Annotated in this window: 17 protein-coding genes and 1 tRNA gene; 8 read left to right on the plus strand and 10 right to left on the minus strand. The window is 67.2% G+C overall.

Annotated features, from left to right (window positions below; genetic code table 11):
• Position 1: 1 nt before the first annotated feature.
• The 5 genes from AC3WQZ_RS12785 to AC3WQZ_RS12805 all read right to left on the minus strand — a co-directional run bounded on the left by AC3WQZ_RS12785 (position 2) and on the right by AC3WQZ_RS12805 (position 6,335).
• Positions 2 to 862 (minus strand): cytochrome b561 domain-containing protein, encoded by an 861-nt coding sequence (locus tag AC3WQZ_RS12785; RefSeq protein ID WP_492300660.1) that lies wholly within the window; start codon positions 860 to 862, stop codon positions 2 to 4.
• Between the two features lie 568 nt (positions 863 to 1,430).
• Positions 1,431 to 3,056 carry a bifunctional aspartate transaminase/aspartate 4-decarboxylase gene (locus tag AC3WQZ_RS12790; protein WP_058697786.1) on the minus strand — a complete coding sequence of 542 codons (1,626 nt, stop codon included), beginning with the start codon at positions 3,054 to 3,056 and terminating at the stop codon, positions 1,431 to 1,433.
• A 94-nt stretch (positions 3,057 to 3,150) separates the two neighbouring features.
• Complete coding sequence (gene aspT, locus AC3WQZ_RS12795; RefSeq protein ID WP_492300661.1) at positions 3,151 to 4,824, minus strand: aspartate-alanine antiporter; 1,674 nt, start codon at positions 4,822 to 4,824, stop codon at positions 3,151 to 3,153.
• A 488-nt stretch (positions 4,825 to 5,312) separates the two neighbouring features.
• Entirely contained in the window at positions 5,313 to 6,056 is a 744-nt protein-coding gene (gene loiP / locus AC3WQZ_RS12800) for a metalloprotease LoiP (protein ID WP_492300662.1), read from the minus strand.
• A 194-nt stretch (positions 6,057 to 6,250) separates the two neighbouring features.
• Positions 6,251 to 6,335: transfer RNA gene (locus AC3WQZ_RS12805), tRNA-Leu, on the minus strand.
• A 149-nt stretch (positions 6,336 to 6,484) separates the two neighbouring features.
• On the opposite strand from AC3WQZ_RS12805, the gene AC3WQZ_RS12810 reads away from it, so the two are divergent.
• On the plus strand, positions 6,485 to 7,405 hold the full coding sequence (locus AC3WQZ_RS12810; RefSeq protein WP_439668214.1) for an alpha/beta hydrolase: 921 nt from the start codon (positions 6,485 to 6,487) through the stop codon (positions 7,403 to 7,405).
• A gap of 22 nt (positions 7,406 to 7,427) precedes the next feature.
• Here AC3WQZ_RS12810 and AC3WQZ_RS12815 read toward each other — a convergent pair whose 3' ends face one another.
• The 4 genes from AC3WQZ_RS12815 to AC3WQZ_RS12830 form a co-directional block, all read right to left on the minus strand.
• Positions 7,428 to 8,354 carry an NAD(P)-dependent oxidoreductase gene (locus AC3WQZ_RS12815; protein ID WP_255266274.1) on the minus strand — a complete coding sequence of 309 codons (927 nt, stop codon included), beginning with the start codon at positions 8,352 to 8,354 and terminating at the stop codon, positions 7,428 to 7,430.
• The gene (locus AC3WQZ_RS12820) at positions 8,338 to 9,495 is read right to left on the minus strand and encodes an ABC transporter substrate-binding protein (protein ID WP_492300682.1); all 1,158 of its coding nucleotides are present in this window, start codon (positions 9,493 to 9,495) and stop codon (positions 8,338 to 8,340) included. Before AC3WQZ_RS12820 ends, AC3WQZ_RS12815 begins: the two co-directional genes overlap by 17 nt.
• A 94-nt stretch (positions 9,496 to 9,589) precedes the next feature.
• Positions 9,590 to 10,753, minus strand: a complete 1,164-nt coding sequence (locus AC3WQZ_RS12825) for a methyltransferase (protein ID WP_010814949.1) — start codon at positions 10,751 to 10,753, stop codon at positions 9,590 to 9,592.
• Between the two features lie 84 nt (positions 10,754 to 10,837).
• Complete coding sequence (locus AC3WQZ_RS12830; protein WP_010814948.1) at positions 10,838 to 11,779, minus strand: CysB family HTH-type transcriptional regulator; 942 nt, start codon at positions 11,777 to 11,779, stop codon at positions 10,838 to 10,840.
• A gap of 166 nt (positions 11,780 to 11,945) precedes the next feature.
• Here AC3WQZ_RS12830 and AC3WQZ_RS12835 point away from each other — a divergent pair, with 166 nt between their 5' ends.
• Genes AC3WQZ_RS12835 through cobA form a run of 7 tightly spaced genes read left to right on the plus strand, consistent with a single transcriptional unit; the run spans position 11,946 to position 18,963 of the window.
• Positions 11,946 to 12,719, plus strand: a complete 774-nt coding sequence (locus AC3WQZ_RS12835; RefSeq protein ID WP_010814947.1) for a sulfite exporter TauE/SafE family protein — start codon at positions 11,946 to 11,948, stop codon at positions 12,717 to 12,719.
• A 28-nt stretch (positions 12,720 to 12,747) separates the two neighbouring features.
• Positions 12,748 to 14,430 (plus strand): nitrite/sulfite reductase, encoded by a 1,683-nt coding sequence (locus tag AC3WQZ_RS12840; protein WP_010814946.1) that lies wholly within the window; start codon positions 12,748 to 12,750, stop codon positions 14,428 to 14,430.
• A gap of 16 nt (positions 14,431 to 14,446) precedes the next feature.
• Positions 14,447 to 15,028 carry a DUF934 domain-containing protein gene (locus AC3WQZ_RS12845; protein WP_492298988.1) on the plus strand — a complete coding sequence of 194 codons (582 nt, stop codon included), beginning with the start codon at positions 14,447 to 14,449 and terminating at the stop codon, positions 15,026 to 15,028.
• Positions 15,025 to 15,828 (plus strand): phosphoadenylyl-sulfate reductase, encoded by an 804-nt coding sequence (locus AC3WQZ_RS12850; protein ID WP_492300663.1) that lies wholly within the window; start codon positions 15,025 to 15,027, stop codon positions 15,826 to 15,828. Before AC3WQZ_RS12845 ends, AC3WQZ_RS12850 begins: the two co-directional genes overlap by 4 nt.
• Positions 15,829 to 15,839: 11 nt before the next feature.
• Positions 15,840 to 16,805, plus strand: coding sequence for a sulfate adenylyltransferase subunit CysD (gene cysD, locus AC3WQZ_RS12855; protein ID WP_010814943.1), 966 nt, complete (start codon positions 15,840 to 15,842; stop codon positions 16,803 to 16,805).
• Positions 16,806 to 16,830: 25 nt separating this feature from the next.
• On the plus strand, positions 16,831 to 18,135 hold the full coding sequence (locus AC3WQZ_RS12860; protein WP_492300665.1) for a sulfate adenylyltransferase subunit 1: 1,305 nt from the start codon (positions 16,831 to 16,833) through the stop codon (positions 18,133 to 18,135).
• A gap of 27 nt (positions 18,136 to 18,162) precedes the next feature.
• Positions 18,163 to 18,963 carry a uroporphyrinogen-III C-methyltransferase gene (gene cobA, locus AC3WQZ_RS12865; RefSeq protein ID WP_492300667.1) on the plus strand — a complete coding sequence of 267 codons (801 nt, stop codon included), beginning with the start codon at positions 18,163 to 18,165 and terminating at the stop codon, positions 18,961 to 18,963.
• Positions 18,964 to 19,043: 80 nt separating this feature from the next.
• On the opposite strand, the gene AC3WQZ_RS12870 is transcribed toward cobA, so the two are convergent.
• Positions 19,044 to 19,436, minus strand: a complete 393-nt coding sequence (locus AC3WQZ_RS12870) for a sirohydrochlorin chelatase (protein WP_010814940.1) — start codon at positions 19,434 to 19,436, stop codon at positions 19,044 to 19,046.
• Positions 19,437 to 19,446 lie beyond the last annotated feature (10 nt).

Below are 19,446 nucleotides of genomic sequence, written 5' to 3' on the forward strand. Positions count from 1 at the left end.
TCTAATCCTTGTGTTCAGCCGGCCACGCCTGCGGCCGGTGCGTGCCGGACGACGATGCCGGCTGTGAGGGAAAGCTGGTGATGCCCCAGCCGATGGGCCGTCGTCGATTGCCCGGGTGCCTGGGATCGGGGCCCCAGATCGCCTGATACGTGTCGATGCAGAAGCCCGCGCGCTGCAATGCCAGCGCGAGCGCCGCCAGCGTCAGCCACCAGGCGCCCAGCAGCAGCGGCATCCAGCGCGGCGCATCGGCCAGCGCGAGGCCGATGCCGATGGTTGCGATGGCAAGCGGCAGCGAACTCCAGCCAATGACTTTGTGCAGCCACTCGAACACCACCCGGCGCGCGCTCATGTCGTAGTGGTCGCCGCGCAGGCAGTTGCTGGTGGGCCCGCCCTTGCTGCCGCGCAACAGCCCGCCGCCTACCTGCAGCGCGGCGCAGGCTACCAGTGCCCAGCCGCCGAGGTGGTGCCAGCGCGCCAGCGTATCGGGCATGCCGCCGCCGTGGCCCAGGACCAGCAGCACGCCCACCGACATCAGCGCAACGCCGCTGCCCTGCATCCACAAGTGGGCGCGCCACCAGGTCTTGCGATCGAGCACGGCAGGCCAGGCTTGCGACGGCGTCACCTTGAAGAAGCGGGCGACCAGGATGCCGAGCGGCAGCAACAGTCCCCAGCTGAGCACCATCAGGCGCCCATGCCAGGCTACCCAGGGCACGACGTGGTGCGCGGCGGCGGTACCGGAAATCGGGCGGCTCAGCCATTGCGCGGGCCAGCCGGGCGCGGCCCGCGCGCCGAGAATGCAGAGGCAAAGCGTGAGGCCGAGCGGCAATATCCGGCGCACGGCCGCGGGAAGCGCAGGTGGCATTTCCGATCTCCTGATGCGCGGAGAATTCCTTTGAATGGGACAGAGGGTGGATAGCGGTGGCGAGGTTTCGCTATACCGGGATCGCCCGCGTGCTGGCGACACGCTGTGGCCGGTGTTGTGCCGCCACCCTTGTCTGGCGGGACGGGCGCAGCTAGATGGCGGTTGCGGCGGCCAGCAACGGCGCCGCGTGTGATACGCCTGAACCGAGTGGGACAGCAGCTTGCATGACCGAATGTCTCCATCCGCCCTTTCAAAGGGCGGTGATCTTATTGGAATGGGTAATTGGCGGCGCCGCGCAACCAGAATGCGGCTTGAGCCTGCTGCAGAGCCAATGGCCTGCGCGCAGGAAAGTGGAGACAACTATAGCAATGGCTGGAATATGCTTCTAATCAAATGATCGAATCTCCGATTTACCTCAGGTTATCGCTTGGGGATTCTGGAAAACGTTGCGGTGTCATCGGGCGCAGGATCCGCTTGAGGGTTTGATCGCATCTCGGCCCCGGCATAACGCAACACTGAACAAAAAAGCCCGGCCTGAAGCCGGGCTGCGAGCCACGCCAGCGAAGGCCTATTTCTTCACGACATTCTTGTCGGCCTTGCTCCCCGTCGCCGCGTTGTACTTCTCCACATACGCTTCGAACAACTTGCGGATCGAGCGCCCGATCTTGGCGTAGTCAGCTTCATTCAGGTTGGCCAGCGACACCCGCCCTGACGGGTGGCGCGTGCCGAAGCCGCGGCCTGGCAGCAGCACCACGCCTGCCTCATCGGCCAGCTGGAACAGCAATTCGTTCGGCTCGACCGAGTTCATCACCCATTTGACGAAGTCCGGACCGATCGCCTTGCCGCCCAGCTGCTCGATATCGAGCAGCGTGTAGTAGTCCACGGCATTCGGGTCGTCGCTTTCCGGCGCGATGCCGATCTCGCGGTACAGCGCGGCCTTGCGGCTGCGGATCAGCCGCTTCATCGCGTTCTTGTAGTTGTCCGGCGTATCCATCAGCGAGAACAGCGAGAACAGCACCATCTGCACCTGCTGCGGGGTCGACAGGCCGGCCGTGTGGTTCAGCGCCACCGTGCGGCTGTCGGCCACCAGGCGGTCGATGAACTTGAGCTTCTGCGGCTCGGTGGTGATCGAGCTGTAGCGCTGGTTCAGCTGCTGGCGTTGCGCGTCGGGCAGCTTGCCGATCTGCAGGTCGAAGATATTGTCGCGGTGCGTGGCGATCACGCCCAGGCGCCAGCCGGTCGCGCCGAAGTACTTGGAGAACGAGTACACCAGGATGGTGTTCTTCGGGCACATCGCGAACAGCGAGACGAAGTTGTCGGCAAAGGTGCCGTAGACGTCGTCGGTCAGGATGATCAGGTCCGGGCGCTCCTTGACGATCGAGGCCAGGTACTCCAGGCTTTCGTCGCTCATGCGCACTGAGGGCGGGTTGCTCGGGTTGACCAGGAAGAAGGCCTTGACCTTGGGGTCGCGCAGCTTGTCGAGCTCTTTCTTCGAATACTGCCAGTGCGACTCGGGATCGGCATTGACCGACACTTCCACCAGCTGGTAGTCGTTCAGTTCCGGGATCTCGATATACGGCGTGAAGATCGGCATGCCCAGCGCGATGGTGTCGCCGGCCGTGAGCAGGTGGTTCTCGCGAATGGAGTTGAACAGGTAGGTCATCGCCGCGGTGCCGCCTTCAACCGCGAACAGGTCGAAATCGCCGATGAACGGATGGTCGCCGATCATTTCCTTGCGGATGTACTGGCCGACCACGACCTCAGACAGCTTCAGCATGCGGTCCGGCACCGGGTAGTTGCAGGCCAGGATGCCTTCGCACATTTCATAGAGGAAATCACCCGCGCTCAGGCCGAGCTGGTCGCGCACATACGACACCGCTCCGGCGAGGAACTTCACCCCCGGGGTGTCGGCAAACTCGCGCGCAAACAGGTTGAAGCGTTCCTCGATGCCTTCGCGGCGCGGGAAACCGCCCACGCCCTCGGGCATGTAGGAGAACGAGCGCTCGGACTCGCGCATGGCAAACAGGCCCAGTTGCCAGAAGCCGTGGCGCGGCACGGTGGCGAGGAAGTTGGGATTGCCGCGGCCGGCGTTCAGCATCAGGCGTTCCGCGTCGCTGCTGGCCAGCTTGATCAGCTCGTCCTTCAGCTCGAAGGGGGAGAGGCTGGACAGCTTGGAGATATCGAACTTGCTCATGGCTTGCTCCTGTGCGGACGCTTGTCGGTAGGGCTGGCGGGCCGGTGGAGAGCGAATGCCCGCGCAGCAGGAGGGATATCGAAGGAAACGCGCGCTAGACGAGCCCGACCACCAGTGGTCCCAGCAGCGTCAGCAGCACGTTGGCCAGGGCATAGGTGATGGCGAACGGCACCGTCGGCACCGGGCTTTCGGCCTTGTCCAGGATGCCGCCGAAGGCCGGGTTGGCGCTGCGCGAGCCTGACAGCGCGCCAGCCAGCACGGCGGCGTTGTCGTACTTCAGCACGTAGCGGCCGAACAGCATGGTCAGGAACAGCGGCAGCAGCGTCACCACCGCGCCCAGCAGGAAGATGGTCAGGCCGCTCTGGCGCAGCGTGGTCACCGCCTGCAGGCCGGAGTTGATGCCGACGATGGCCACGAACGCGGCCAGGCCGAAGTCCTTCAGCAGCTGGCAGGCCGCGGTCGGCATCGCTCCGTACATCTTGTGCTTGGACCGCGCCCAGCCAAACACCAGGCCCGACAGCAGCGCGCCGCCGCCGGCGCCGAGCGTCAGCGGGATCGCGCCCACGCGCCACACCAGCAGGCCGATCAGCAGGCCCACCAGCACGCCGGCGCCGAAGTAGACGAAGTCCGTCTTCTCGCTGGGCACCAGCTCATAGCCGGCGATCTCGGCGGCACGCTTGGTGTCGGCGGGGGTGCCGTAGAGCGTGATGATGTCGCCGTGCTGCAGCTTGAGGTCGGGCAGCAGCGGCAGCGGATGGTCGAAGCGCTCGATACGCTCGATGTACACGCCGTGGCGCACGTCGCGGCCGACCGTGTCGACGATCTCGGCCACGGTCATGTTGTTCATGCCCTTGGCCGTGAACACCAGGTTGCGCGACTGCATCACCACGCCCATGCCCTCGGCATCGGCCACTTCCTCGCCGATTTGCGCGGCAGTCGGCACCATGGCATCGCGCCGGCCCACCAGCAGCACCAGGTCGTCGGCCTGCAGCACCAGGTCCTGCTTGACGTCCAGCGGCTTGCCGCCACGCTGCACCTTTTCCACGGTGACCAGGTCCTCGCCGCCGATCTCGATCTGCGACACGGTCTTGCCGGCCGCGCCCGTCACGCGGAAGATCCGGCCCACCAGGCGCGGCAGGGCGCCGCGCTGGCCCGGCCCGTACTGCGGCAGGCCGCCGCTGAGCTGGGCTTCGATCTTCTTGGCGTCGGTCTTCAGGTCCGACTTCATGAAGCGCGGCAGGATATTCACGCACACGATGATCGCGCCCAGCGAGCCGAACACATAGGTCACGGCATAGCCGATCGCCACATTGGCCTGCAGCGTCTTGACCTGGTCGGGCGGCAAGCCCAGCTTGGTGATGGCATCACCCGCAGTGCCGATGATCGCCGACTGGGTCATGCCGCCGGCGGCCAGGCCCTTGTCGAGGTGGAACAGCCTGGCCAGCACCACCACCGTGACCAGGCCGCACACCGCCATGAACACCGCCATGGCGATCTCGCGCAGCGAGCTGCGGTTCAGCGAGTTGAAGAACTGCGGACCGCTTTCATAGCCCACCGCGTAGATGAACACCGCGAACATCACGGCCTTGACGCCGTTGTCGATCTCGACGCCGACCTGGCTGATCACCACCGCGGCGAGCAGCGAGCCAGCCACGCCGCCTAGCTGGAAGCGCCCGAAGGTGATCTTGCCGATGGCGTAGCCGACCGACAGCGCAAGGAACAGCGCCGATTCGGGCGACTTCTGGAAAATCTCATGCAACCATTCCATCGAAGGCTCCTGAAGCGAGTGATGCGGGTTGGGTGAGTCGTTGCATCGGATTGCGGGGGTGCGGGAAATTCAGGGCAGGACGGGGCAGCGCAGGACTGCGGGTGCGGGGCGAGCGGAGGCGGGGCATGTCCATGGCGCGGAGGCGTGTCCTTCGGGCATGAAGGTGATCATGGCGATCACGGCAATCACGGTGGCGGCGCGCACACCGCAGCTGGCAGGTGCAGCGTTGGCGCCGCGGATCGCGCATGCAGTGGCGCGACCGCATCAACCGCGTTAATGCAGCGTGAGGCATTATCTCCGCGGGTTTCCGGCCAGCGTAGTGAAAGCTTTTGTCGGCGAATTAAGCGCAGTCAACACGCCGCGGGCATGGCCGCGCGAGTGTGGAAACGGTGTCGGGAGCGGTGCGCGAGGGAAGTGAAGCGGGGCAGTCGGGAGGGAGGTGCCGCCTCACCCGAACGGGTGCGGCGGCAAGGGCAAATGCGCCGCTGTCAGCGCCCGCCGGCCAGGCGGGCTTCGATATGCTTGGCGCGCTCCAGCGATCCCGGGTGCGAGCTGAGCATGCTCGACTGTCCGCCATCGAGGGCCGACATCTTGCGGAACGCCGATGCCAGGGCCTGGCGGTTGGCGCCGTTTTTGGTCAGCAGGTCGAACGAATAGTCGTCGGCCGCGGTTTCCTGCCGCTGCGAGAACTGCGCATTGACGAACTGCTCGGCGAGCGCGCCGATCTGCGACGACGATAGCGCCGTCAGCGAAGCCACGCCAGTCGACCCCAGCAGCCCGCGCGCCGCAGCCGTGGTGTAGGCCACCTGCATCGCGGCCTTGGTATGGCCCAGCGACACATGGCCGATTTCATGGCCCACCACGCCACGCACTTCATCGTCGCTGAGCAAGTCCATCAGGCCGCTGTAGACCCGCACGCAACCGTTGGCCATGGCCCAGGCATTGACGTCCTTGGTCACATACACCTTGCCATTGAGTGGCAGCCCGGTGTTGCCCAGCCCGCTCATCACATTGGCCAGGCGCTTGGCGTAGGTGCTGTCCGCCGGCGCGATGGTGTTCTTCTGGTCCATTTCCGCGCAGGACTGGTCGGACAGCATCTTGACGTTGCTGTCCGACAGCGTCGCGGCGGTAAAGAGGCTGCCGCCGGCCTGCGTCAGGCTTTCCATATTGGCGCCGGCACAGCCGGCCAGCAGCGCGGAACAGGCGAGGGCGGAAAGGGCGAGTCGCTTCATGGTTCGCTCCGGGAAAGGGGGTTGGCAATGCCATAGGATAGGTAGCCGGGCGAGGGCGCGCCAGTGGGCGCCGTCCGACAGGCGCTCAGGCAAAGTGGCTGGCGGGGCACGTCCGAGGCCAGGAGGCGTGCGCCGACCCGCGGCCGAGATGGCACCACGGAGGCAATGCTGGGAACTAGTCGGGAAGAAGCCGATGGTGCCCGGGGTCGGACTCGAACCGACACGCCTTGCGGCGGGGGATTTTGAGTCCCCTGCGTCTACCTGTTTCACCACCCGGGCAGGGTGTATGGCGCCGGAACCGGCACCGTGCTGAGCCGGGAATTATGCCGGAAATCCCGTCGTCGGACAACCAGTGCGCGGCTGCGCAAATCCGGTAGCATGGCGCCCAGCCTCTCACTCGCCCATCGTCCCGACTACCCCCGACTGCCATGACCGACCAAGCTTCGCTGGCGCGCCTCGCCAGCCTGCCTTCGCAGGACCCCGGCTTCTATGACCGGGAATACAACAACCGCGCCAATGTGCCGGACAACGCCGTGCATATGGCGCGCTGGGCGCAGTGGTCCGCCGGGGTGCGCGCACGCGGCGCTTATCTGGCGGACCTGAGCTATGCCGGCGAGGACTCGCGCCATGCGCAGGACGAGACGCTGGACTACTTCCCCGCGCAGCGGGCCAACGGGGCGCTGCCGCCGCTGCTGGTCTTCGTGCACGGCGGCTACTACCGGGCGCTGGACAAGCACGACCACAGCTTTGTTGCCAGCGCGCTGCCGGCGCTGGGGGTGTCGGTGGCGGTGGTGAACTACACGCTGGTGCCTGCGGTGACGGTGCCGGAGATCGTGCGGCAGGTGTTGCGCAGCGTCGCCTGGCTGTACCGGCAGGCGGACCGGCTGGGCCATGATCCGGACAAGCTCTTCCTGGCCGGGCATTCCGTCGGCGGCCACCTGGTGGCGATGCTGATGGCCGCGCGCTGGCCGCAGCTGGGCGCGGAGCTGCCGGCCGACCTGGTCAAGGGCGGGCTCTCGGTCAGCGGGCTGTACGACATGGAGCCGCTGCGGCGCGCTGCCTTCCTGCAGCGCGACCTGCGGTTCTCGGAAGACGATGTCGCGCGGCTGTCGCCCGCGTACATGCCGCCGGCCAGCGGTGCCCCGCTGGCGATCGCGGTGGGGGAACTCGAGGCCGCCGAATACCACCGCCAGCACGCGCTGATCCGCGCGGCGTGGCCGGCCAAGGTGGCGCATCCGGCCGCGAGCGACCTGGTGCTGCCGGACTGCCATCACTTCAACGTGCTGGACGGCTTTGCCAGCCCGGACGGTGCCCTGACGCGCGCGGTGCTGCGGCTGATGGAGCGCTGAGCGCGCACCGGGCGCGAGGGCGTCAGCCCTCCAGCACGCGCAGCAGCGACGAGGTGTCGTCCTTGCCCCAGCCGTTGGCCATCAGCGTGCGCAGCTGCGCCGAAGTGGCCTGCATCGCGGGCAGGTCCAGGCCGATTTCTTCGGCGATATCGCGCGCCAGCCCGAAGTCCTTGTCGTGCAGCCGCGCCTCGATGCCGGCGGCGAAGTTGCGCGCCACCATCTTGGGGCCCATCAGGTCGAGCATGCGGCTGCCGGCCATGCCGGTCGCCATGGCTTCGAACACGCGGCCGGTGTCGACGTTCTGCGCGGCGGCAAAACGCATGGCCTCGGCAATGCCTTCGATATTGACCACCTGCGCGATCTGGTTGCACAGCTTGGCGACCTGGCCCGCGCCGTGGTCGCCGATATGGGTGATGGTCTTGCCCAGCTGCTGCAGCAGCGGGCGCACGCGCTCCAGCATCTCGGGCTTGCCGCCGACCATGATGGTCAGCGTGCCCGCCTCGGCGCCCATGGTGCCGCCCGAGACCGGGCAGTCCAGCGCCTCGATGCCGCGCGCGGCCAGCGCCGCGGCGATCTCGCGCGTGACGATCGGCGAGATGGTGCTGTGGTCCACGCAGATGGTGCCCGGCGCGGCGCCGTGGATCACGCCCTGCTCGCCCAGCAGCACTTCGCGCACGTCTTCGGACGAGGTCACGTTGGTGAAGACGACGCTGGCGCCGCGCGCCGCTTCAGCCGGAGTGAAGAAGGGCTCCGCCCCCAGCGCGCGCGCGGCCTCGGCCGCTTCCGGGCGACGCACGAAGGCGCGCACGGTGTGGCCGGCGGCCAGCAGGTGGCGGACCATGTGCGAGCCCATGGCGCCCAGGCCGATGAAGGCGACGGTGGTGGGGGTGAGAGTGGTGCTCATGCCATGCTTCCTTTCTTGATGCGGCGGGCTACTTATCGCCCGCATAGGCGAACTTGCCGTTGCGGATCACCCCCATCACGCGCGAACGCTGGTCGAAGCCCTGGTGGTCCTTCGGGTTCAGGTTCATCACGCCGTTGGGGATGGTGAGGTTGGTGGTGGCTTCCAGCGCGTCGCGCATGGCGGCGCGGAAGTCGCGCGTGCCGGGCTGGGCGCCGGTCTTCAGCGCGCGGCGGGCGGCGTCGTCCAGCAGCATCCACGCGCCCCAGGCGTCGCCGGCAAACTGCGTGACGCTGTCGGCGCCGTACTTGCTTTCGTAGCGGTTGACGAAGTCCAGCGCCACCTTGCGCACCGGGTGGCTCTCGGGCAGCTGGCGCGCGACCACCACCGGCCCGGTCGGGAACAGCGTGCCTTCCACATCCTTGCCGCCCATGCGCAGGAAGTCCCAGGTGGCGATGCCGTGGGTCTGGTAGACCTTGCCCTTGTAGCCGCGCTCGCCCAGCGTCTTCTGCGGCAGTACGGACGGCGTGCCGGCGCCGGCGATCAGGATCGCGTCCGGGTTTGCCGCCATCAGCTTGAGCACCTGCCCGGTCACCGAGGTGTCGTTGCGCGAGAAGCGCTCGTTGGCGACCACCTTGATCTTGCGCACCTCGGCCAGCTTCGAGAACTCGCGCCACCAGCTCTCGCCGTAGGCGTCGGCAAAGCCGATAAAGCCGACGGTCCTGACGCCGTGGTTGCTCATGTACTCGGTCAGCACGGTCGCCATGTGCGAGTCGTTCTGCGGCATCTTGAAGGCCCAGCGGCGCTTGGCGTCGGTCTGCGGCTCGACGATGGAGGCCGAGGCGGCCAGTGCCACCATCGGGGTTTCGCCCTCGGCCACGGAGTCGAGCGCGGCGATGGCGGTAGGGGTGATGTTGGGGCCGACGATCACGTCGACCTTTTCCTCGGAGATCAGCTTGCGCACGTTGCGCACCGCCGCGGCCGGGTCGGTGCCGTCGTCAAGGATGACGTAGTGCGCCTTCTGGCCGCCCAGGGTCTGGGGCCACATCAACACGGTGTTCTTGGAGGGGATGCCGATCGAGGCCGCCGGACCGGTGGTGGACACATCGATGCCGACACGGATGTCGGCATGCGCGGCGGCGCTGGTGAAGAGCAGGGCGCCGGCCAGCAGCAGGGGGCGCAGGGGCATTGTCAGCATGGTCTCCTCCGTTCTTATATGTGACGGGAAGGATAGCCGAACTCGGCCGCCGGGGCACGCCTGCGCCCCGCCGCGGCCGTGCCGGTCAGCGCACGCCCAGGCGCCAGAGCGTGGTCACCTCGGCGGAACGCGCCGCGTGCAGCGGGTCGGCAGCATCCGTCGCGCGCGGGTGGCGCGGGCGGATATCGGAACGGCCCAGCACCTTCAGCCCGGCGGCGTCGATCCAGCCCATCAGTTCCTCGCGCGGGCGCAGGCCGAGATGCTCGGCCAGGTCCGACAGCAGCAGCCAGCCTTCGCCGCCCGGCGCCAGATGCTCGGCCAGCCCCTGCAGGAAGCCGCGCAGCATGGCGCTGTCAGGGTCGTAGACCGCGCGCTCGACCGGCGAGCTGGGCCGGGCCGGCACCCAGGGCGGGTTGCACACCACCAGCGGCGCCCGGCCTTCGGGGAACAGGTCGGCCTGCACGATTTCGACCTCCCCGGCGTAGCCAAGCTGCGCGATGTTCTCGCGCGCGCAGGCCAGCGCGCGCGGGTCCTGGTCAGTGGCGACCACGCGCTGCACGCCGCGGCGGGCCAGCACCGCGGCCAGCACGCCGGTGCCGGTGCCGATATCGAAGGCGAGGGTCTTGGCCGGCAGCGGCTCGGTCGCGACCAGGTCGACATACTCGCCGCGCACCGGCGAGAACACGCCGTACCAGGGGTGGATGCGGTCTTCCAGCGCCGGGATCTCCACGCCCTTCTTGCGCCATTCATAGGCGCCGATCATGCCCAGCAACTCGCGCATCGACGCCACGTAGGGCTCGCTGGCCGGGCCGTAGACCTGTTCGCAGGCGTCGCGCACATCCGGCGCGCGGCGCAGCGGCACCTCGTGGCTGGCCTCGAACGGCAGCAGCAGCATGCCCAGCGTGCGGGCGCGCTGCGACTGGGCCAGCCGGTGCAGGTTGAAGGCCTCGATTGGCGAAGCGGCCCCGCCCTTGGCCTTGTCCCTGGCTTTCTGGCCGGGGCGGCTGGCCTTCTTGGGCTTGCGCTCGGTGCGGCGGGCCAGCGCGTGCAGCAGCTGGCGCGCGTTCTGGAAGTCGCCGCGCCACAGCAGCGCGGTGCCCTCGCAGGCCAGGCGGTAGGCGGTGTCGGCGCTGGTGGTGTCGTCGGCGATGATCACGCGGCGCGGCGGCGGCAGGCCGGCTTCAGAGCGCCAGGCGGCGCTGCGCTCGATGCCGTCCTCGGTCCAGTGAATGCGGGGCAGGTCGCTCACAGGGCCTCCGGCCGGCAGGGCGTGATGGGCAGCAGATGCATGGTTGGGTTTGCTTTTTATATAGGGAGAGGCGGCGGGCCGTCCTCAGAGTTCGTAGGCTTCGTGTTCGCCGGACATGGCCTGCTCAACCAGCTTGCGGTTGAGCGTCGGCGAGAACAGCTCGATGAAGGTGTAGACAAAGCTGCGCAGGTAGGCACCCTGCTTGACGGCCAGGTGCGTCACGTTGCTGCCAAACAGGTGGCCGGCCGAAATGCCGCGCAGGTTGCGGTCACGCTCGGCATCATAGGCGACGCCGGCGACGATGCCCACGCCCAGCCCGATCTCCACGTACGTCTTGATCACGTCCGCGTCGATGGCCTCCAGCACGATGTCCGGCTCCAGGTGGCGCAGCGCGAAGGCCTTGTCGATCTTGGTCCGGCCGGCAAAGTTGGCATCGTAGGTGATCAGCGGGTAGCCCATCAGGTCTTCCAGCGCCAGGTGCTTCTTGTCCAGCAGCGGATGCTCGGGTGGCGTAATCACCATATGGGTCCACTGGTAGCCCGGCAGCGACACGAGGTTCTTGTCGGCGGAGATGCCTTCGGTCGCGATGCCGATATCGGCCTGGTCGTGCAGCAGCATGTCGGCGATCTGCGCCGGGTTGCCCTGCTGGATCGACAGCCGCACCTTGGGGTAGCGCTTGGTGAACTCGCTGATCACCCGCGGCAGGGCGTAGCGCGCCTGGGTGTGGGTGGTGGCGATGGTGAAGTTGCCCTGATCCTGTGCCGCATAGTCCATACCGACGCGCTTCAGGCTTTCCACCTCCTGCAGGATCTTCTCGACCGAGCTCAGGATGCGGCGGCCGGGCTCGGTCAGGCTGCGGATGCGCTTGCCGTGGCGGGTAAAGATATCAACGCCCAGCTCTTCTTCCAGCTCGATGATGGCCTTGGACACGCCGGGTTGTGACGTGTAGAGCGCTTTGGCGGCCTCAGTCAGGTTGTAGTTCTGCCGGACGGCCTCACGCACGAAGCGAAACTGGTGCAGGTTCATATATCTGGGTTCGTATAAACAAACAACTTCTTATTAGTTTGAGGTATGAGGCCAGTTTATTACGATTCTCGAACTTTGTTAATTAATGGCCAGCCCTCAGCGCGTCCTCTCGCAGCAGCCACTTTGTGATGCGAGACCCACGGGCCAGGTTCCCACCGAGTCCCCCATGTCTGTTGCCTATACGGTTTCCGGTCTGTTTGTAGGCGTCCTCGTCGGTCTGACCGGGGTGGGTGGGGGCTCGTTGATGACGCCGCTGCTGACGTTGCTGTTCGGCTTTTCGCCGGCCACCGCGGTTGGCACCGACCTGGCCTTCGCCGCCATCACCAAGGGCTTCGGCACCATCGCGCACCGTGCCCACGGCCATGTGCAGTGGCAGGTGGTGCGGCGCCTGTGCATCGGCAGCCTGCCGGCGGCTGTGGCCGCCATCCTGGTGCTGAAGAGCGCCGGCGAGCTCAACGCCCAGTGGCTGCACGCGATCCGCCTGACCATCGGCGTGTCGGTGCTGCTGACCGTATTGTCGCTGCTGTTCCGCAAGCAGATGCTGGCCTGGCTGGAACGCAATCCGCGCTTCCAGCTGCACGGCCGCGCCCAGGTCATTGCCACCATCGTGGTCGGCGCCGTGATCGGCGTGCTGGTGACGGTGTCGTCGATCGGCGCCGGCGCGGTTGGCGCCACGCTGATCCTGCTGCTGTATCCCCATATGAAGCCGGCTGAAGTGGCCGGCACCGACATTGCCTACGCCGTCCCGCTGACGGCGCTTGCCGGGCTGGGCCATGTATGGCTCGGCACGGTCGACTGGAATTTGCTGCTGGCGCTGCTGGTGGGTTCGATCCCCGGCATCTGGCTGGGCGCGCAACTGTCGCGGGCGCTGCCCGAACGGCTGGTGCGTGCCGCACTGGCGACCACGCTGACGCTGGTCGCCATCAAGCTCGTTTCCTGAATTCAACGAATACTGAACGGACCCCGCCATGTATCAGTACGACCAATATGACCAGCGCATCGTCGCCGAGCGCGTCGCCCAGTTCCGTGACCAGGTGCGCCGCCGCCTGTCCGACGAGCTGACCGAGGAAGAATTCCTGCCGCTGCGCCTGCAGAACGGCCTGTACATGCAGCGCCATGCCTACATGCTGCGCGTGGCGATTCCGTACGGCCTGCTGTCGTCGAAGCAGATGCGCAAGCTGGGCCATATCGCGCGCGAGTACGACCGCGGCTATGGCCACTTCTCCACGCGCCAGAACATCCAGTACAACTGGATGGAGCTGGAGCGCGTGCCCGACGTGCTGGCCGAGCTGGCCAGCGTCGAGATGCACGCCATCCAGACCTCGGGCAACTGCGTGCGCAACATCACCACCGATCACTTCGCCGGCGTCGCGCCGGACGAGTCGGTGGACCCGCGCGTGCTGGCCGAGCTGCTGCGCCAGTGGAGCACCTTCCAGCCGGAGTTCGCCTTCCTGCCGCGCAAGTTCAAGATCGCCATCTCGGCCTCGGCCAATGACCGCGCCGTGGTGCAGATGCACGATATCGGCATCTACGCCTACAAGAACGCCGAAGGCGAAACGCGCCTGCGCATCCTGGCCGGCGGCGGCCTGGGCCGCACGCCGATCCTGGGCACGATCATCAAGGACGACCTGCCGTGGCAGCACATGCTGTCCTACGTCGAGTCGGCCATCCGCGTGTACAACCGCTATGGCCGCCGCGACAACAAGTACAAGGCGCGCATCAAGATCCTGGTGAAGGCCATCGGCGCAGAGAAGTTCGCGCAGGAAGTCGAGGAAGAGTGGCAGCACAGCAAGGACGGCCCGGCCACGCTGACGCAGGCCGAGTTCGACCGCGTGGCGCAGTATTTCACGCCGCCCGCATATGAAAAGCTGGCCGACACCGATGCTTCGTACGAGAACCACCTGCTGGAAGACAAGGCCTTTGCGCGCTGGGTCAGTCGCAACGTGCACGGCCACAAGGTGCCGGGCTACGCCGCGGTGACGCTGTCGACCAAGCCGGGCGTGGCCTCGCCCCCGGGGGACGCCACCGACGCGCAGATCGAAGCCGTGGCCGACCTGGCTGACCAGTTCGGCTTCGGCGAGCTGCGCGTCGCGCACGAGCAGAACCTGATCCTGCCGGACGTGAAGAAGCAGGACCTGTACGCGCTCTGGCAACTGGCCAGGAAGGCCGGCCTGGCTACCCCGAACATCGGCCTGCTGACCGACATCATCGCCTGCCCGGGCGGCGATTTCTGCTCGCTGGCCAACGCCAAGTCGATCCCCATCGCGCAGGCGATCCAGGACCGCTTCGACGACCTCGATTACGTCTATGACCTGGGCGAGATCTCGCTGAACATCTCGGGCTGCATCAACGCCTGCGGCCACCACCACGTCGGCAATATCGGCGTGCTGGGCGTCGACAAGGACGGTTCGGAGTGGTACCAGGTCACGCTGGGCGGCGCCCAGGGCAACCAGACCGCGCTGGGCAAGGTGATCGGCCCGTCGTTCAGCGCCGAGGAAATGCCCGAGGTGGTGACCCGCATCATCGACACCTTCGTTGCCAACCGCATCGAGGACGAACGCTTTATCGAAACCCTGTCCCGCATCGGCATCGCCCCGTTCAAGGAGCGCGTTTATGCCGACAAGCAGCCGCGCGAGCGCGCTGAAGCCTGAGGACCGGAGACTGAACATGGCAAAGATCATTCAACTGCAACAGGATGGCGCTACCGTCGCCCCCGTCATCGTCGATGACGCCTGGACCGTGCTGCGCGGCACCGCCGAGCAGCCGCTGACCGACGAGCAGATCGCAGCGGCCGTGCAAAGCCAGGACGCGGTGCTGTTCCCGCTGTCGGTGTTCAAGGCCAACGAAGCGCTGCTGGCCGGCCGCGACGCGGCCCGCACCGGCGTGTGGCTGGCCCCGGAAGACGAGCCGGGCGATGCCGAGGCGTATTTCGCGCGCGTGGCGCTGGTGGCGGTGGACTTCCCGGTGTTCCGCGACGGCCGCGGCTTTTCCACGGCCTACCTGCTGCGCACCCGCTACCACTGGAAGGGCCAGCTGCGCGCCATCGGCGACGTGCTGCGCGACCAGCTCAACTTCATGAAGCGCTGCGGCTTCGATGCCTTCGCGGTGCGCGCCGACAAGAACATCGAGGACGCCATCAAGGGCTTCACCGAGTTCACCGTGACCTACCAGGCTTCGGTGGATGAGCCGCTGCCGCTGTTCCGCCGCGCGCGGGCAGAGGTTGGCGCGCAACCGAAGGAAACGGCATGAGCACGGTGCTGAGTGAAATCGCCGTGGTCGACGCCGGTGCGGCGTCGGCGATGCGTCCGCCTGCGCTGTGGGTTGCGCCGGAATACACCGGCAGCATTGCCGCGCTGGAGCAGAAGGAGCGCGAGCTGGGTGAGCGCCTGGCGGGCATCGCCGGCCGCTTCTTCCGCGCGCGCTTTGCCTCGAGCCTGGCGGCCGAGGACATGGTGCTGACCGACGCGATCCTGCGCGGCACCGAAGCCGTGCGCGCCGGCATCCGCGTGTTCACGCTGCAGACCGGGCGCCTGCACGCCGAGACGCTGGCGGTGCTGGACAAGGTGCAGGCGCACTACGGCTACAGCATCGAGCAGTTCACGCCGGACGCCGAGGCCGTCGAGAACTACCTGAAGAAGCACGGGCTCAACGCCTTCTACGACAGCGTCGAGCTGCGCAAGGAATGCTGCGGCATCCGCAAGGTCGAGCCGCTCAACCGCGCGCTCTCGCACGCCGACGCCTGGCTGACCGGCCAGCGCCGCGAGCAGGCGGTCACGCGCGCCGAGCTGCCGTTCGAGGAACTGGACGAAGCCCGCGGCATCCCCAAGTTCAACCCGCTGGCGGACTGGAGCGAGCCGGAGGTGTGGGCTTACCTGAAGCGCCACAACGTGCCGATCAATGACCTGCACGCCAAGGGCTATCCCAGCATCGGCTGCGAGCCGTGTACGCGTGCCGTGCGCGCGGGCGAGGATGTGCGCGCGGGACGTTGGTGGTGGGAGAGCAAGGACTCGAAAGAGTGCGGGCTTCACGAACAGAACATCAAGCATTGAGGCCGGACAAAATGGGCATCATGAACGACATCGCAGAAGCCACCAGCAGCGTGGCGCACCTGTTGCAAGTACAGAACGATCACCTCGACCGCCTCGAAGCCGAGTCGATCTACATCATCCGCGAGGTGGTGGCCGAGTGCCGCAACCCGGCGCTGCTGTTCTCGGGCGGCAAGGACTCGATCGTGATGCTGCACCTGGCGCTGAAGGCCTTCCGCCTGGGCGAGCGCAAGATCGAGCTGCCGTTCCCGCTGGTGCATATCGACACCGGCCACAACTATCCGGAAGTGATCGCCTTCCGCGACCAGCGCGTGGCTGAGCTGGGCGCGCGCCTGGTGGTGGGCCATGTCGAGGACTCGATCAAGCGCGGCACCGTGCGCCTGCGCAAGGAAACCGATTCGCGCAACGCGGCCCAGGCCGTGACGCTGCTGGAAACCATCGGCGAGCACCAGTTCGACGCGCTGATGGGCGGCGCCCGCCGCGACGAAGAGAAGGCCCGCGCCAAGGAGCGTATCTTCTCGTTCCGCGACGAGTTCGGCCAGTGGGACCCCAAGGCCCAGCGCCCCGAGCTGTGGAGCCTGTACAACGCACGCATGGCGCAGGGCGAGCAGATGCGCGTGTTCCCGATCTCGAACTGGACCGAGCTGGACGTGTGGCAGTACATCGCCCGCGAGAAGCTGGCGCTGCCGCCGATCTACTATTCCCACCAGCGCGAAGTGGTGCGCAAGAACGGCCTGCTGGTGCCGGTCACGCCGATCACGCCCAAGCAGGACGGCGATGTCAGCGAAGTGTTGTCGGTGCGCTTCCGTACCGTCGGCGACATCAGCTGCACCTGCCCGGTGGCCAGCGTTGCCGATTCGCCGGAAGCGATCATCGCCGAGACCGCGGTGACCGAGATCACCGAGCGCGGCGCCACCCGCATGGACGACCAGACGAGCGAAGCCTCGATGGAACGCCGCAAGAAGGAAGGCTACTTCTAAGCCGCACGCAGCAAAGGATCCAGACATGACTCACCAAGCAACCCATCAAGGCCTGCTGCGCTTCATCACCGCCGGCTCCGTCGACGACGGCAAGAGCACGCTGATCGGCCGCCTGCTGTACGACAGCAAAGCCGTGCTGTCCGACCAGCTGACCGCGCTGGCCAACGCCAAGAACAAGCGCACCGCCGGCGAGCAGATCGACTTCTCGCTGCTGACCGACGGCCTCGAGGCCGAGCGCGAGCAGGGCATCACCATCGACGTGGCCTACCGCTACTTCTCGACCGCGCGCCGCAAGTTCATCATCGCGGATACCCCGGGCCACGAGCAGTACACCCGCAACATGGTCACCGGCGCCTCGACCGCGGACGCGGCCATCGTGCTGGTCGATGCCACCCGCGTCACCGTCACCGACGGCCGTGCCGAGCTGCTGGCGCAGACCAAGCGCCACTCGGCGATCCTGAAGCTGCTGGAGATCCGGCACGTGATCGTTGCCGTCAACAAGATGGACCTGGTCGACTACAGCGAACAGCGCTTCAACGAGATCCGCACCGCCTACACCGAACTGGCCGAGCAGCTGGGCCTCAAGGACGTGCGCTACGTGCCGGTGTCGGCGCTGCGCGGCGACAACATCGTGCATGAGAGCGATGCCATGGCCTGGTACCAGGGCGAGCCGCTGCTGCCGCTGCTGGAAGAACTGCCGGTGGAAGAGGCCGCACCCGAGGATGACGCCGCGCTGCGCTTCCCGGTGCAGCTGGTGATCCGCCAGGACGGTTCGCAGTCGGACGACTTCCGCGGCTATGCCGGCCGCATCGAAGCCGGCACCGTGCGCGTGGGCCAGAAGCTGCGCGTGCTGCCGGCCAACCGCGAAGCCGTGGTGGCTGAAGTGCTGACGCCCAATGGTGCCGCTGAATCGGCCAACGTCGGCGATACCGTCACGGTGCGCCTGGCCGAGGACGTCGATGTATCACGCGGTGATATGTTCGTTGCCGCCGATGCGACCACGGCTTCGGCAAAGAAGCTGCAGGCCGACCTGTGCTGGTTCGACGACGAATCGCTGAACCCGGCGCGCAAGTACGTGCTCAAGCACACCACGGCCAGCGTGTTCGCGCGCGTGTCGGCGGTGGACCGCGTGCTGGACGTGCATACGCTGTCGCACGAGACCGGTCGCCACGATATCCGCCTGAACGACATCGGTTCGGTGCAGATCTCGCTGCAGAAGCCGATCGTGTGCGATGCCTACGGCAACAACCCGGCAACGGGCGCCTTCGTGCTGATCGACGAAGCGACCAACCACACGGTGGCCGCAGGCATGATCCGTGCGTTCTCCTGATCGGTAACGGCAGGAAAGGGGCAGCAGATGGACAAGCAGGCGCAGAAGACTTACGGCAAGGTGTTCCTCATCGGGGCAGGCCCCGGTGCGGCAGACCTCATTACGGTGCGCGGTGCACGGCTTTTGGGCGAAGCCCAGGTGGTGCTGCATGATGCACTGGTGGCGCCGGAGATGCTGGCCTGGTGTCCGCAGGCCGAGCTGGTCGAGGTGGGCAAGCGCTGCGGGCAGCGCTCCACCGCGCAGCTGTTCATCAACCGCCAGATCGTCGACCTGGCCGGCAAGTACGAGCGCGTGGTGCGCCTGAAGGGCGGCGACCCGATGCTGTTCGGCCGTGCCGACGAGGAGCTGCAGGCGCTGGAAGCCGCTGGCATCGAGTATGAAGTGGTGCCGGGAATCACTGCGGCGCTGGCGGCTGCTTCGGCGATCAGCAAGCCGCTGACCAAGCGCGGTGTGTCGCGCAGCGTGGCGTTTGCCACGCAGGCGAAGGCTGCGGATGGCGAGGGCTCGGCCGATATCGAAGCGGCGGTCAAGGCCGATACGCTGGTCTACTACATGGGCCGCGACCAGGCGGCGTCGATTGCCGCGCAGCTGATCGCGCATGGCAAGCCGGCGTCGACGCCGGCGTGGGTGGTGGAAGCCGCCAGCACGCCGCGGCAGCGTAGCCGTGAATTCACGCTGGGCCGAATGGCAGCAGGCGAGGCCGCTGCCTGGATCGATCCGGTGCAGCCGAGCCTGCTGATGATCGGGGCGGCGCTGGCTGCGCGGGCTACCGAAACGCCGCGCGAAGGCGTGGGTGAAACCGTCGTGCAGACGCCGCGCGCTGCCTGAGCGCGCTGCGCGCCACTAGAAAAAAGCCCTGTACCGGCATGCCGGCACAGGGCTTTTTTCATCGGGGCCCACATTTCTGCTCAGGGCTGGCCGCTTGCGGGCATTGAGGCAACGCAGTATGCGGCCATTGCATCCAGCACCGCATCGGCCTCGCCTGCCGCCGTCGCGCAATGGATGCGCAGCCCGGGATGCGCTTGCCGGCATTGGTCGAGCAAGGCTGGCAGGTCGCGCCGCAGGTGGCCGCCCTGGCCCAGGAACACCGGCACCACGGTGGCGTCGGACACGCCGCGCGCTGCCAGGTCGGCGAGCGCGTCGGGCAGAGCCGGCGTCATCAGCTCCAGGAACGCCAGCCGCACCTCGCACCCGGGCAAGGCAGCGGCCACCTTCTGCTGCAGGCGGTCGAACGGCTCGCGCCAGCGCGCGTCGCGTGCGCCATGCGCAAACAGGACCAGGGCCCGGGTGGGTGCGGTCATGGCAGCCCGC

It is taken from the genome of Cupriavidus sp. FW305-26, from assembly GCF_058787975.1.

Coding starts and splice junctions, on each gene's coding strand:
- AC3WQZ_RS12785 (WP_492300660.1), bottom strand. CDS start 862: ATGCCACCTGCGCTTCCCGCGGCCGTGCGCCGGATATTGCCGCTCGGC.
- AC3WQZ_RS12790 (WP_058697786.1), bottom strand. CDS start 3,056: ATGAGCAAGTTCGATATCTCCAAGCTGTCCAGCCTCTCCCCCTTCGAG.
- aspT (WP_492300661.1), bottom strand. CDS start 4,824: ATGGAATGGTTGCATGAGATTTTCCAGAAGTCGCCCGAATCGGCGCTG.
- loiP (WP_492300662.1), bottom strand. CDS start 6,056: ATGAAGCGACTCGCCCTTTCCGCCCTCGCCTGTTCCGCGCTGCTGGCC.
- AC3WQZ_RS12810 (WP_439668214.1), top strand. CDS start 6,485: ATGACCGACCAAGCTTCGCTGGCGCGCCTCGCCAGCCTGCCTTCGCAG.
- AC3WQZ_RS12815 (WP_255266274.1), bottom strand. CDS start 8,354: ATGCGGGCGATAAGTAGCCCGCCGCATCAAGAAAGGAAGCATGGCATG.
- AC3WQZ_RS12820 (WP_492300682.1), bottom strand. CDS start 9,495: ATGCCCCTGCGCCCCCTGCTGCTGGCCGGCGCCCTGCTCTTCACCAGC.
- AC3WQZ_RS12830 (WP_010814948.1), bottom strand. CDS start 11,779: ATGAACCTGCACCAGTTTCGCTTCGTGCGTGAGGCCGTCCGGCAGAAC.
- AC3WQZ_RS12835 (WP_010814947.1), top strand. CDS start 11,946: ATGTCTGTTGCCTATACGGTTTCCGGTCTGTTTGTAGGCGTCCTCGTC.
- AC3WQZ_RS12840 (WP_010814946.1), top strand. CDS start 12,748: ATGTATCAGTACGACCAATATGACCAGCGCATCGTCGCCGAGCGCGTC.
- AC3WQZ_RS12845 (WP_492298988.1), top strand. CDS start 14,447: ATGGCAAAGATCATTCAACTGCAACAGGATGGCGCTACCGTCGCCCCC.
- AC3WQZ_RS12850 (WP_492300663.1), top strand. CDS start 15,025: ATGAGCACGGTGCTGAGTGAAATCGCCGTGGTCGACGCCGGTGCGGCG.
- cysD (WP_010814943.1), top strand. CDS start 15,840: ATGGGCATCATGAACGACATCGCAGAAGCCACCAGCAGCGTGGCGCAC.
- AC3WQZ_RS12860 (WP_492300665.1), top strand. CDS start 16,831: ATGACTCACCAAGCAACCCATCAAGGCCTGCTGCGCTTCATCACCGCC.
- cobA (WP_492300667.1), top strand. CDS start 18,163: ATGGACAAGCAGGCGCAGAAGACTTACGGCAAGGTGTTCCTCATCGGG.
- AC3WQZ_RS12870 (WP_010814940.1), bottom strand. CDS start 19,436: ATGACCGCACCCACCCGGGCCCTGGTCCTGTTTGCGCATGGCGCACGC.